Annotated in this window: 12 protein-coding genes, 1 pseudogene and 1 riboswitch; of the genes and pseudogenes, 6 read left to right on the plus strand and 7 right to left on the minus strand. The window is 44.6% G+C overall.

The genetic code is table 11. The features are described from left to right. The first annotated feature begins 29 nt into the window (after positions 1 to 29). Positions 30 to 890, plus strand: a complete 861-nt coding sequence (locus NSU15_RS10970; protein ID WP_339290348.1) for a divergent polysaccharide deacetylase family protein — start codon at positions 30 to 32, stop codon at positions 888 to 890. Here NSU15_RS10970 and NSU15_RS10975 read toward each other — a convergent pair. After that, positions 877 to 1,629, minus strand: a complete 753-nt coding sequence (locus NSU15_RS10975; protein WP_249923544.1) for an N-acetylmuramoyl-L-alanine amidase — start codon at positions 1,627 to 1,629, stop codon at positions 877 to 879. The two genes, NSU15_RS10970 and NSU15_RS10975, sit on opposite strands and share 14 nt — an antisense overlap. A gap of 182 nt (positions 1,630 to 1,811) precedes the next feature. Here NSU15_RS10975 and NSU15_RS10980 point away from each other — a divergent pair, with 182 nt between their 5' ends. Further along, positions 1,812 to 2,000 carry a YqzE family protein gene (locus NSU15_RS10980; RefSeq protein ID WP_042126425.1) on the plus strand — a complete coding sequence of 63 codons (189 nt, stop codon included), beginning with the start codon at positions 1,812 to 1,814 and terminating at the stop codon, positions 1,998 to 2,000. Positions 2,001 to 2,073: 73 nt separating this feature from the next. On the opposite strand, the gene NSU15_RS10985 is transcribed toward NSU15_RS10980, so the two are convergent. The 3 genes from NSU15_RS10985 to NSU15_RS10995 all read right to left on the minus strand — a co-directional run bounded on the left by NSU15_RS10985 (position 2,074) and on the right by NSU15_RS10995 (position 6,073). Further along, entirely contained in the window at positions 2,074 to 3,111 is a 1,038-nt protein-coding gene (locus NSU15_RS10985; RefSeq protein ID WP_042126427.1) for a hypothetical protein, read from the minus strand. 155 nt (positions 3,112 to 3,266) lie between these two features. Further along, entirely contained in the window at positions 3,267 to 4,331 is a 1,065-nt protein-coding gene (locus NSU15_RS10990) for a YqhG family protein (protein WP_076119625.1), read from the minus strand. Further along, the gene (locus tag NSU15_RS10995; protein ID WP_339290353.1) at positions 4,328 to 6,073 is read right to left on the minus strand and encodes an SNF2-related protein; all 1,746 of its coding nucleotides are present in this window, start codon (positions 6,071 to 6,073) and stop codon (positions 4,328 to 4,330) included. Before NSU15_RS10995 ends, NSU15_RS10990 begins: the two co-directional genes overlap by 4 nt. Before the next feature lie 412 nt (positions 6,074 to 6,485). Between NSU15_RS10995 and NSU15_RS11000 the strand changes: the two genes are divergently transcribed. After that, positions 6,486 to 9,119: an adenosylcobalamin-dependent ribonucleoside-diphosphate reductase gene (locus NSU15_RS11000; RefSeq protein WP_139328540.1), complete on the plus strand. Its 2,634-nt coding sequence runs from the start codon at positions 6,486 to 6,488 to the stop codon at positions 9,117 to 9,119. Positions 9,120 to 9,209: 90 nt separating this feature from the next. Here the strand turns inward: NSU15_RS11000 and NSU15_RS11005 are convergent, their stop codons facing one another. The 3 genes from NSU15_RS11005 to NSU15_RS11015 are packed head-to-tail and all read right to left on the minus strand — an operon-like array spanning position 9,210 to position 10,202. Continuing rightward, positions 9,210 to 9,485, minus strand: a complete 276-nt coding sequence (locus tag NSU15_RS11005; RefSeq protein ID WP_339291530.1) for a hypothetical protein — start codon at positions 9,483 to 9,485, stop codon at positions 9,210 to 9,212. A gap of 24 nt (positions 9,486 to 9,509) precedes the next feature. Beyond that, positions 9,510 to 9,731 carry a hypothetical protein gene (locus NSU15_RS11010; protein WP_339291532.1) on the minus strand — a complete coding sequence of 74 codons (222 nt, stop codon included), beginning with the start codon at positions 9,729 to 9,731 and terminating at the stop codon, positions 9,510 to 9,512. 45 nt (positions 9,732 to 9,776) lie between these two features. After that, positions 9,777 to 10,202: a YheC/YheD family protein gene (locus NSU15_RS11015; RefSeq protein ID WP_339291319.1), complete on the minus strand. Its 426-nt coding sequence runs from the start codon at positions 10,200 to 10,202 to the stop codon at positions 9,777 to 9,779. 396 nt (positions 10,203 to 10,598) lie between these two features. Between NSU15_RS11015 and NSU15_RS11020 the strand changes: the two genes are divergently transcribed. The 3 genes and pseudogenes from NSU15_RS11020 to NSU15_RS11030 all read left to right on the plus strand — a co-directional run bounded on the left by NSU15_RS11020 (position 10,599) and on the right by NSU15_RS11030 (position 12,805). Then, positions 10,599 to 11,042: a hypothetical protein gene (locus NSU15_RS11020; RefSeq protein WP_076119621.1), complete on the plus strand. Its 444-nt coding sequence runs from the start codon at positions 10,599 to 10,601 to the stop codon at positions 11,040 to 11,042. Next, positions 11,017 to 11,813: pseudogene (locus NSU15_RS11025) on the plus strand (IS1595 family transposase); the annotation flags it as partial. The gene NSU15_RS11020 and the pseudogene NSU15_RS11025, both read left to right, overlap by 26 nt. Before the next feature lie 77 nt (positions 11,814 to 11,890). Further along, positions 11,891 to 12,805 (plus strand): phosphotransferase, encoded by a 915-nt coding sequence (locus NSU15_RS11030; protein WP_076119620.1) that lies wholly within the window; start codon positions 11,891 to 11,893, stop codon positions 12,803 to 12,805. 330 nt (positions 12,806 to 13,135) lie between these two features. Further along, a riboswitch (ZMP/ZTP riboswitch) is annotated at positions 13,136 to 13,214 on the plus strand. The last annotated feature ends 1 nt before the right edge of the window (position 13,215 follow it).

The raw sequence follows: 13,215 nt of genomic DNA on the forward strand, positions 1-13,215 counted from the left end.
TGTTTAAGACGAAGGAGGAGTTCCTCTTGATGAAGGACAGTCGAAAGGTTAAACGTTACTTACTACATTGGATTGCTGTTGCTGCTGTAATGATTACCACAATTATTCCGGCGACGCCGGCTGTCTCTGCTGCCACGTCTAAAGACAACGTTACAAATACGCAGCATGAAGAGAGTGCACCTAAACGTGATAAGGTCGCTATCATCATTGACGACTTCGGCAATGGCATGAAGGGGACAGATGAAATGTTCTCATTACCGATAAAGCTTACTGTAGCCGTCATGCCTTTTTTGCCTACATCCGTGAAGGATGCTACGCGCGCGCATGAACGTGGTGATGATGTCCTGGTACATTTGCCGATGGAGCCGCGTCAAGGTAATCCTAAATGGCTTGGACCAGGAGCCATATTGGCCAAAATGTCCGATGAGGAAGTGCGACAAAAGGTTGAGGCAGCTCTCGATAATGTTCCTTATGCGATCGGGATAAATAACCACATGGGCTCAAAAATTACCGGGGACGAGCGGATTATGGCGGTGATCTTATCTGTATGCAAAGAACGGGGATTGTTTTTTGTAGACAGCAAGACCAACTACCGTTCCGTTGCTGGAAATATGGCTTATCGAATGGGGTTACCACGCGTTGAGAACCATATTTTTTTAGATGACACACATACAGCAAGTCATGTTCTGAAACAAATGGGTCTCGTCAAAGACTTAGCGAAGGATCAACGATTTTGTGTAACCATTGGTCATGTTGGTGTATTTGGGAAAGAGACCGCCGCAGGAATCCGCAGCGGTATTGAACAGATGAAAGACAATGTTGAATTTATAGGGATTTCTGATCTGGTTAAAAACGAGATGAAATGGAGCTCCAACCCTACACTTCCATAAGATAAGCTACAATCCCATCAGCGATGGCTTCAGCGATTTGTTGCTGCCCTTTAGGGGTGCACAGTTTTTCGCGGTCGGTCGGACTGCTTACAAAACCCGCCTCAACGATAACCGTTGTGGCGGTTATTTTGTTTAGTAAATAAAAAGGCTTGCCTGGTCTTGGATGAGCCTCGACATCGTAAAGATTGTTTAATTGATGCTGAATGGACTTAGCAAGCATGAAGCTGCGGCCCTCTTGACGGTACAATACAAGTGGACCATGTTTGGAAGGGGAGGGCGCCCAGTTAATATGGATGCTTACCACTACAGTAGCAGGTAATGTCTCGGCAAGCTCTTTACGCTGTGCAAGATCGCGTAGATGTCGAGATTTACTACGCAGCCAGCGGTTTTCATCACTAGGGGCATAATCGCCATTGCGGTTTAATGCGACGTCAAAGCCATCGCTGCCCAGCAGAAGAAATAATCGACGTGAGATATCTAACGTGATATCTTTTTCAAGAATATTTCCGTAGGAAGTTCCACCATCGATGCCTCCGTGTCCTGCATCAATTAGAATCAATCGGTGTCCATGACCTAATATATGCTGACGGTCATCTTTCATCACGGACTTCTCTGGTGTCGCAGAGGCAAAGGAGCTCCCCATAAACAACAATAAGAGTCCTAGGGTTGTTAGAGTGATTCGAAAGCCGCATATAGCAGCTGCTGCTCTGGGAAAGGGTGGTTTTCTCCAGTTGTTCAAGTGAAACGCCTCCTTGCAAGTGAATAACGTGTCCTGGATTCTTTGTTAGATTGTGCTTTAATAGGTAAACCTATTCGACAAATCAGAAGTCTGTAGTTTAGATCTAACTGGAGTGGTGCACACTAAGAGCATGGAATGGACGCTGATTAATTAATTTCACTTATAATGTAGGGGGTGTTACAATGGCTTCCGGTGGCGATGAGCTTGTAAAGTATATAACGGAGAAGGTAGTCGTATATATTGAGGATCCACGTGCCATACATGCCCGTAGAGCAGCTACGAAGCAGCCGTGGTCACAGAAATGGTTTGGCATGCTTCCGCTTGGGTGGTCAATCTGGCGAAGCAAGTGGGATCATGACAAAAAAGAGTAAATGTAAAATCGCAAATAACCTTCCAGTGCCTTTGTTCATGGGTGGCAGTGGAAGGTTATTTGCATTTGTTATATTAACGATTATATCCGAGTGCTTTGGTAGTTCTGTCTGGCAGCTTATGCAGTGTCCCATTTTTCTGTAATGCAGTGAGTGGTAAGTATCGTTTTCCTTCAGGGCCTGACGCCGCGTATATGGTAAGTTTGTTGTTCTCAGCTTGATTTTGTACATGAGAAGGCTGCCAACTTTGATAGCCTGTAATCATAAAAGGTGCCCCGACAAGATCATTTCGCCCAGCAGCTTGATAAGCGATGCTTTCCTTAGGTTTGATTAGAAGCGCAATATTGTCGCCGCTTACAGTGGTGAGTTTAGGAGCGGTCAGCCATAGGATATCTTCATAAGGATCATCTGATCCTCCACTATTGAAGGCTGATAGCGGTGATACGTCAGGATTAAGATTGGTGATTACATCTGTTGCTGGAGGCTGTTCTTTAAGCACTTCTTCCGCTTTGCTAAGTGTCCAAGGTAAAATTTGTGGCACGGAAGCGTTGATGTAAAACGTCTTTTCGTCAATGGTTATTTTCCAGACCGGCAGAAGTGGTGCATATAAAGCAGTCAGTTTTATTTTTCCTGAAAAAGATGAGGTAATGAGACCCTTCTGCACCAAAAACTGGCGCAGATCATTTAAACTGTAGGGGAGTCCGTAGGTGCCGGCTCCATATTCACTTAGCATATATCCGCCTGTATCGGTGGCGGAAATGATCATATATCCGATTCTCTCTTCGCCCTTCATTACATTAGCAAGCCAGCCATGAGTACCTGGACCAAGGGGATAATATTCTATCCCTGCATCCTTCCAAGCTGTAAATGGAGCTTCTGCAGCAAGCTTGTTCAGCGTAGTCTTAGCGAATTCTTGGACCGAAGTGGGAGAAGGTAAAGAACTCATCTTTAGCACAGGGATTGCGTCCTGTGTGACCGACTGGATCACACTCACTCTGGCCAGCGCAAGCGCTGAAGGGGAACCGGAACTGGATATAAACAGTCCAAAGCTTAGAAACAGGAGGAGGCATCCTTGACCCGCAAGTTGTAGCCTCCGCCGCAAACTTATTTTCATGGCGTCGTTCACCTTTCTTTGTTAAGAAATGTCAGGAAGTTTTAAGCTTTACTCTATTGTAGTGGACAGGCTATAAAAAGGCTGTTGCTTGCTGTCGCGCCTGAAGGCGGAAGTTCTCTTGTTTTTTGCCTGCTTTTAGCGAGTAGGGTCGCATTCTATAGACTTCGTAGATGAAACAGTCCATAGGTTATCGCAGAAACTGCAATTTGCGGCTCATATTGCCAAATGGTCTCCTGTCGACGACGGTTATATTGCTCCTGAGTGCCTAAACGTTTTTCTTCATCCGGCTCTTTCAGCAGTTCTCCGTAATAAATATCGATGATAGCCAGCTCGATTCTAAGACGCTCACGTGCCTGTTCTGCCCAAGAGTAATCAAGTTCGGCTAGATGAGAGGTAAGATGAGCCTCTAATAAATCTGTAGCGGCTGTAACTGTTAATTCATATGGCTGAATATGCACGTTTTCCGGTAAACGGGGGGTCATCTCCCGCGAGGATATCTTTGCGTTAAAGTCATCAATAATGGTCCCTTTTGTCAGAGATATTCCAAGATAATGCAGTTCTTCCCGTTTCAAATCACAGCTCATTTCGACTTTATAACAGACACCGAGCCACGGTTCATAGGCTGCAGAGAAAAGTGTATTTCGCTGCCTGCTACCGGGGTCCTCAAATAAGTAAAGGCATTTCCCTTCATCTTGGGCTGCACTCCAAATTTGCTGAAGGCGCTTGCTACCATAAATGATATCTTCACGTCTTATCATGCCAGGTCCAATTCGAGGCAGTGCCGGTACAATCCCGAAGTAGCGGGCAAGAATGCTGTCTTCAGGATTTGAGGAAGGAACATGAACCACATTAGATTCAGATGTTTCTGAATTTAAAAGATCTGCGCTAGCCTCAACATCAGCAGTAGCACTCATCACTGGGTCTCCGGTAATTGGCGGTTTTAATGCCAGAGTACTGCGATTTACCGTTGGCGCAACTTCTATAGCTGCCTGGCTGTCGTATTTTTCCGGATCGAATACAAAGGTGAAAGAGAGTGTCTCTGGATCAACTCCAGTACGCTCCACGAACCCCCAATAATAAGGTCGATCTGTAAGCATTCTGTCAGCTCTTGGCGATAGCTTTACAGTTACGTGAATGGGCGATACTTCAATAATGGAGCATTCTGTTGCTTCCAAATAGTCCATAACATGTTTACGTACTTCCTGAGAGGTGAGGGTCATGTCGCAGTCTCACTTTCTTTTTTGATACCCTGAGTTAACTCGCTGAGGGATTCACCGATATGTTCTAGCTCATTACGCAAATCTTCATCGGAGCGGGATTCGAGCATGATTTTGTATAAGCTTTTCTCCAGAGATTCTTTCTTCTCAAATCGCTCCAGAATCACATCCAGCCCGCCAATGACCATTTCGAACATATTGATCTTCTCGTGTAGCAGATGCAGAATATGTTCTTCAATCGTGCCCTGCGTGGACAAATTATAGATAACCACGTCATTTTCCTGACCTAACCGATGTACCCGCCCAATCCGCTGTTCTACTCTCATGGGATTCCAAGGCAGATCGAAATTGATCATATGGTGACAGAACTGCAGGTTAATGCCCTCACCACCCGCCTCAGTAGCGATCATTACTTGAGCACGACCGCGGAAGAGATCCATCATCCAATCTTTTTTGCCGCGATTCATCCCGCCGGAATAAGAAACACACATTAGCCCATGTTCGCGGAAATACTGAAGCAAATATTCTTGAGTCGCACGATACTCCGTAAAGACAATGACTTTTTCATTCATTTCTTGAATGAGAGATAGTGTTGTTTCGGCTTTGGTATTGGTCTTTACCGTACGAAGTGTCTGCAATAGCTCCATCATCCGATCGCGTTTCGGCGAATCGGCGGGCAGCTTCTTGATCAGATTAACTAAAGTGATGAACACAGCATCTCGACTGCTGCATACCTCGCGCTGAAGCGTTACCAAGGAAAGCATGCTGCTAAGATTGCCGCCTGATTCCTGATACTGATCTTTAACAAAAGAAGTGACAGCGTCATATAATACTCTCTCTTCCTGTGAAAGAACTAGCGGAATATTACGGACTTTTCGTTTCGTAAAGTTAACTGGACCTTCGCCACGCCGATTGCGGATCATCACCTTCGATAACTCGTCCCTTAGCTGACCTTCATTCTTAGGTTGACGTTTATCAACGACGAAGTTTGAGGCAAAATCGCCCTGATTCCCTAGCTGTCCCGGTTTCAGTAAAGTGATCAAATTAAATAGCTCACCCAGATCATTCTGAACGGGAGTGGCGGTTAGGAGCAGGCAATATTTTTTGCGTAATTGCTGTACAAATAAATAATTGGTTGATTTCTTATTTTTCAGCTTGTGGGCTTCATCAATAATCAACATGTCATATTCATTTTCCAGCAGCATTTCTTTATGTGGATCACGTTTCGCAGTGTCCATAGATGCGACGACAATCGCATTTCCCCAGGAATATGCTTTTTTCTGTGCAACAGCAGAGATACCAAACTTGGCATTTAGCTCCCGAACCCACTGCAATACGAGGGAAGCGGGTACCAGAATAAGTACCTTAGAGACTAGACCGCGAACAAGATATTCCTTGAGTACAAGTCCTGCTTCAATCGTCTTTCCAAGTCCGACCTCATCTGCAAGAATCGCGCGGCCCGACATCTCAAATAGAACTTTATGCGCGGTATCGAGCTGATGTGGAAGTGGGGATAATCCGGATAAATGCTTCATGCATTGAAGTTCATCGAAGCTTGTTACTAGACCTGTTTGTTCACCTTGAACAGCAAGTTTGGATAGACGGAAGTCTCCCCACGGACCGCCTTTTTCCAGTTTGAGTTCTAGATCCTGTAGCCAATTCCGGTCAAAAGAAAGAGGAACAGGCAGTATAGGCGCTGACTTTCCACCTTTTTGAGGTAGAGAATTACGGAATAATTGCGTCATGGTACAGCCTCCTCAGGTGCTAATTCATATCATCATTCGTAGGAGTAGTATGCTCTTAAACAAGAGAATTCATAACCTTCTATTTTTCTTGATAGCCTTTAAAAAAGAGAGTAAAAGCGAGAAAATACCGCAAGTTTTGCGATATTTCAGCTGCTTGACTCTATTTTCGAAAAAGACCTTCGATACAATATGTGGTATAGTTTAAAAGCTGACGCACACAATATATTGTGACAAAAGCATGAAAATGTGATTTTTTTAAAGTGCGTAGCTGCTATTTGTTATTGACAAGATGAACTTCCTACATACACCCGTAAGGTTGAAGATACGTGTAAGGAAGTTTTTGTTGTGGAGCCCACACCATGAACTGGAACTAATATTTACTACATTGCGGGAGGTTTTTCTATTGGGTAAAGTGGAAGGTAAGCAACGCCTGGAAGGGCTAAGTGAAAAAATATTTTTGGATCGTTATGCTTGGAAGGATGCCGACAGCAATAATGCTAAAGTGGGCGATGTTGTACTAGTTCTAACGAAAGATGATCCGAAATTTCCAACGAAGGAAGTCGGAGAGATCGTAGAACGTAACGGCAGAATTGTAACCGTAAAGACGCGCAGCGGCGAACTTGTGAAATCAGATGTTGAGAAGCTGACGCTTAATATAGAAAAAACACCAGAGGAAATGTGGGATCGTCTGTCTTCAGCTATGGCTTCTGTGGAGAAGACACCTGAGCTTCAAGAAGAATGGGCGGGCAAATTCCGTTCGATTCTGGATGATTGGAAGCTCGTACCGGGTGGACGAATTGCGGCTGGTGCTGGCGCTAGTGAGGAACTAACCCTGTTTAACTGTTATGTAATTCCTTCTCCAAAGGATAGCCGCGGCGGTATTATGGAGACGTTGGCTGAAATGACAGAAATAATGGCTCGTGGTGGCGGTGTAGGGATTAACCTATCCTCTCTACGTCCACGTCGTGCAATTGTGAGAGGTGTTAATGGTTCTTCTAGTGGTTCTGTATCTTGGGGCGGTCTGTTTAGTTATACCACTGGACTCATTGAACAAGGCGGTAGCCGCCGCGGTGCACTCATGCTCATGATTAATGACTGGCATCCAGATGTAGAGGACTTCATTACGGTGAAGCAAACGATGGGTCAAGTTACGAATGCGAACCTTTCGGTATGTGTGAGCAATAGCTTTATGAAGGCTGTAAAAGAGAATCTAGATTGGGATCTCGTATTCCCGGATACAACAGACCCTGATTATAATGATGTGTGGGATGGCGATCTCGACAAGTGGAAGGCTGCAGGCAAAAACGTTATTCATTATCGAACCGTTAAAGCGCGTGATGTGTGGCGCACCATTATCGAATCCGCTTGGAAATCCGCTGAGCCAGGTGTTGTGTTCATGGAATATTACAATCAAATGTCCAACAGCTGGTATTTCAATCCGATCATTTGTACGAACCCATGTGGGGAGCAAGGTCTGCCAGGCTGGGGAGTCTGCAATTTGTCAGCTGTGAACCTGTCCAAGTTCTATGATGAGAAGAATCATGATGTAGACTGGGAAGATCTCGCAAGAACAACACGCTATTCCGTTCGTTTCTTGGATAATGTCATCGATAAGACCCCTTATCATTTCCCAGAAAATGAAGCGAATCAGAAAAATGAACGCCGTGTGGGTCTCGGAACGATGGGTCTTGCCGAACTGATGATCAAATTGAACATCCGTTACGGTAGCCCGGAATCTTTGGAGTTTCTGGACAAGCTTTACGGCTTTATGGCTCGTGAAGCATACCTTGCATCCGCAGAGATTGCAGGTGAGAAGGGATCCTTCTTAGCTTTTGATACTGAGAAATACTTAATGAGCGGCTTTATGAAAAATATGCTCGAAACGTATCCAGAGGTTGGCGAAGCGATTCGCAAACACGGTATGCGTAACGTTACAGTAATTACACAAGCACCTACAGGCAGCACAGGTACAATGGTAGGTACTTCGACAGGTATAGAGCCTTATTTCGCCTTCAAATATTTCCGTCAAAGTCGTCTTGGCTATGATGAGCAGTTCGTTCCGATCGCCCAAGAATGGCTTGAAGCTCATCCAGGTGAAGAGTTGCCAGATTACTTCGTAACCTCGATGGATTTGTCGGCTAAGGATCACATTCGTGCACAAGCAGCGATTCAACGCTGGGTGGATAGCTCGATTTCTAAGACAGCCAACTGTCCGTCTGACTTCACAGTAGAAGAGACGGCTGAGCTGTATGAAATGGCCTTCGATCTGGGATGCAAAGGCGTTACAATCTATCGTGACGGTAGCCGTGACGTGCAAGTGCTGCAAACTTCTAAGAAGGAAGACGCAGCAGAAGAGGTAGCTCCAGCTGTTGAAGTTACAGCTGCTCCTGAAGTAAGTACAAGTGTTGTAGCGGCAAGCCCAGCACCTCAAGCGTCTACTAAAGAGCTGGATAAACAATACAAGAAACGTCCGCAAGTTCTACGCGGTGCAACCTATAAAATTAACACACCTTTCGGTATGGCATATATTACGATCAATGATCTAGATGGTACGCCGGCAGAAATCTTCCTGAATGTGGGTAAAGCAGGCTCAGACGTCTTTGCGATGGCAGAAGCACTTGGACGTGTCTGCTCCTTGTTCCTCCGTTATGGAGATCATGGCGAGAAGGTAGAACTGTTGATCAAACATCTGAAAGGGATCGGTGGGTCAGGCGCTATCGGCTTCGGTGCGAATCGAGTTGAATCCATTGCTGATGCTGTAGCTAAAGCACTAGAAACACACGTGCTGAACAACGCTCAGGATGATCATGTGCCTGCACCTATCGCAGCGACTTTGGAGCTGGAGGATTTCAATGAAGCGTTGAACGCGGAGTTGAAGGCGAGTGTTCCTGCGGCAGCTTCTATTGAAGATGGTCAGGGCGGACATGGCGCGCATAACCATACTTCTGCTTCCCGTGACCTTTGTCCTTCTTGCGGCGGTGCTTCGCTGATAAATATTGAGGGTTGTAAGACTTGCGGGAACTGTGGGTATAGTCGTTGTGGGTAAGTATTTGACATAGAATAATTTGAATAACTTAGTGTGATTTTTTATTTTAAATGAGAAAAATTCGTTTTAAACGAGAAAAATCATTCATATTCAAGCGTGTGCATATTTTTGCATTAGAACTAAGTTTTTAAGCCGGTAAGCCTTTCTGTTAAGGTTTATCGGCTTTTTTATAATAAGCCAAACAGAAACATGAGTTGTTGTTGGTTTGTCATTGAATATAAAGTACGAAGCGAATAACCTGCCCTTAGTTGCAAGAATTAATACATCTAGAATAATATTTGGATAATTGCTTTTGGAAAGACCTTCTAATGGCAATCCCTTTGCCAATGGTGAAAAGGCTATGGATACTATTCCTTCCTCCTTCAATACATCCTGCAGCCCATTTTCTATCTATCTATCGAACATTTCTATATTGCTGACCGAGCCAACCTCGTCACTGCCATATTTAGCCGTACAGATGAGGATCGGAGCCGTCTTAAATTGGCCGGAGGTACCATTATTAAAGATTTTTTCTGTACGAATGTCGATAAAATGAATATCATCCCATACGCCATTCCCTTGGTCATGATCCACGCTGTCACCCCGATAGTCCTGAATCACGTCAATATTCATAAATCAATATCGCTGACCGCAGCTCGTCCTTGTATGCCTACCTAGCTACTCTTTCAATAAGGTCTCTGCACGAACCGCGTGACCACCACCATGAAGATTAGAGGTTATGCTTCGTGCAGCACCTACTCTTGCGGCCATTCCCGTTAGCTCCCAGCCCCCTTGCCCATTCTTCTGAACAAGCATACGGTAATCATGAAAACATCCGCCAAGTAATTGCAGTGGAATGCCCAGCTGAATGAGGAAGCTTCCTCCGACACACCATTGACGAACAATCGATTCCAGTCGTGAGGCTGAGACCTTCCGAGGGGCTATGATACGGCGATCCTGCCGACGACCTTGGATATCAAAGACGCCTTGTTTATCCTTCATTTTCTCGATTCTAAAAATACCACGTCCATCCGTACCGTTAGCCGGTTTGATATAGACTACTGGTGTCTGTTTAAGCGGTACTATATAGATGTGGAAAAATATTCAAAATTTCTCACCGTAGCAATAACCAAAACTAACGTGTTTTTTATTACATGTGTTTGTAACCAGCTTTATGATCTATACAGCTTTTCTAAGTAATTTGAACTCAATAGGTCTAATGAAAAGGGTTGTACTTAACTTCTACTTTGTCCTTTGTTCATAAACTTTAAATCAGTTCAAATAAATTATCTAATCTTGACTTGGAAGAGGGGTTTTCTATTCATTTTCGCCTTAAAATTCCCGATGATTACATTATAAGGATATTTAGTGTTTTAATTTAAATTAATCTACATAATTTCAGGGGTGGAATATAGGTGCTTGAAGTAAGAAGAAAATCTTGATGAAGGGTGATGATACCATTAGAGCATTAAGTGAACGAATGGAAAAGAGGGACGAACGATGAAGTCATTCAAGACAGGACTACAAGCCATTCTTTATGTACTACTGGTGGTTGGACTGCATCTGATCCTAATCTATTTTTTTAAGATAAGAATAGAGGGATGGGGAACGGAGTTATTAAATATCTCATTTAAGGTGTACTTCATACCGCTTTTATTATGCTTAATTAATTCTTTTTTGTTTATAAGGACTCAGAGGATAAAGTACAATGCTATTTGGTTTTTGGTAACTATGCTATCCAGCCTCTTACTTCTTTTATTTTTCAATGCAATACAAGATGACAGTGATAGTGAGTATGGAGTTGTCGTTTCTATTGAATGGTTTCCAAAATATCAAGTGGAAATGCTCTTTCTGCTTCCTTGGAGTATTTCTATTATACAATTTATCTTAACGCTATATTATCTAATCAAAATAAGAAAAAATCTGTCGCCAAACATTCAATGACCTTACGAACACCCCTCTGAAACGAATGAGGCGACCTCATATGTGGGTTCGTTTTATCGGATGCATGATTGAGGGCTTTTCTCTGAGAAAATGTGCAGAGCAGTTAAACGATGAAGTCACGCATGTCACCTTGTTTTACTGGCGGTATAAGATTCTTTCCGCTCTGAAGCAGATTCCAACCGAAGCATTTCAAGATATTGTTGAAATGGACGAGACCTACTTTCTTTACTCGGAAAAGAGCAAGCGGAATATTGCCGAACGCAAGCCACGTAAACGTGGCGGCAAAGCGAAATATCGTGGTATAAGCCACGATCAAGTGTGCTGCTGGTTGCCCGTGACCGTCAGAAAATAACTTACTCTGGCATACTTGGGCGTGGACGTATTCAGATTACAAAATTAGACGAAGCGATTGGTGGTCATCTATCTGACTCAAACGTGTTATGCACTGATTCATGGAGGGCATTTAGCTCCTATGCGAATTCAAAAGGCATGACTCATTACCGATTCAATTCCGACGGAAAACAACGTGTGAAAGGCGTATACCATAGCCAAAACGTAAACAGCTACCACAGCCGCTTGAAGAAATGGATGGATCGCTTCAATGGTGTTGCAACAAAGTATTTGCAGAATTACTTGGCGTGGTTTCGTTACTTAGACAGCAAGGAATATGAGAATACCGCATCGAATAAGAAAAATATGTTGGTCAAATCGTGCCTGTTTACTGTGACCGACACGAACACCAAACTTCGGCTTTCTGCTTATTCTTGTTAAGCAAACGGGCAGTTATGCGTAACTTTTAGGGAATGTAAACATCTACATAACGTAAGGAACGAGGAGGCAGACAATTCATGGGAGGAACGAATGTATGGGATGCGGAGTGGGAGGTTAACGAAGAGCAGGCGCGGACGCTGATCGGCAAACAATTCCCTCAGCTGTCATCGAAGCAAGTGAAGCGATTGGGCTGGGGCTGGGACAATACGGTTTTTCTCATCGGTGACGAGTACGTGTTCCGGTTTCCAAGAAGAACGATTGCAGTTGGCTCGATTCGTATGGAAGGGAAGCTGCTGCCAAAGCTGGAGGCATATATAACCATCCCCTATCCGAAACCGTTGTTTTATGGCGAAGCAAGTGACGAATACCCGGCACCATTTCTTGGCTATGCACACGTGCTAGGAGATTTCCCAATCGGTTTGACGGAAGAACGCCGGGCTTTATCGGCAGAGACGCTGGCGAAATTTTTGCGGAGATTGCATGAGTTTCCGGTGCAGGCGGCGCTGAAGTGCGGAGTTCAGCAAGATCATCGAAACTTGACGGACATAGCATCGCGCAAAGTGAAATTGGAGGGCTTTCTATCGAAGGTGGTTGAACACTTGTCGCCGGAGGAGTCCGGTGTGATCGAAGCGTATATTAGCAGGCTGCAAAAGGACCGTGTCGAGGCGGTGAATGCACTGCTACATGGCGATCTTCATTTCAAAAATATGCTTGTGAATGAGAACGGGATCGTTTCCGGCATCATTGATTGGGGCGATCTGAGCGTAGGTCATCCGGCTTGCGATTTGAGCGTTGCTTATAGCTTTTTACCACCTTACGCTCGCGGCGTGTTTTTCGAAACGTACGGAGGAGCGGACGAGGAAACGAAGCTGCTGGCGCGGCTGATCGCGGTATACATCCCCATACTGATCTTAATGCAAGCGGTCGATGACGGGAATGAAGCGATTGCGGCAGAGGCGAAATCCAACATCATGCGGGCACTGTCGGATTAGGCTCATTATTTCGTTGTGGCTATGGGGCTATGGCTATCGGCACCATTTTGTCGTTTAAAGGCCGCGGTAAGGTACGATCCGCCTTCTCTGATGCCGCTTTATGTTGAGGAACACGAAATTTAACAGAGTAAGTCGTTGCGTTAACGGGACACTATAGTTCAATAATGAGAGGGCTACCGAGAGGTAGCCCTTTGTTCAACTACCATGAAAGAACGGGTCAACTTTCATGCTCTGTGGTGCATTGCAGAGGATGCATGGATGGCTAACGGGCAGGATAACGTAAAAATTAAATTGATGAGATAGATATTTCATACTATAATAAAGTAAATATTTGGTATGTGCGACTGGCGAAACGTGGAGTACCACGAGGAAGCACATATTTCAAACGCCGTTCGCCTGGGCAAAGTATT

This window comes from Paenibacillus sp. FSL E2-0201 (assembly GCF_037963325.1).
Lineage (GTDB): Bacteria > Bacillota > Bacilli > Paenibacillales > Paenibacillaceae > Paenibacillus_AQ.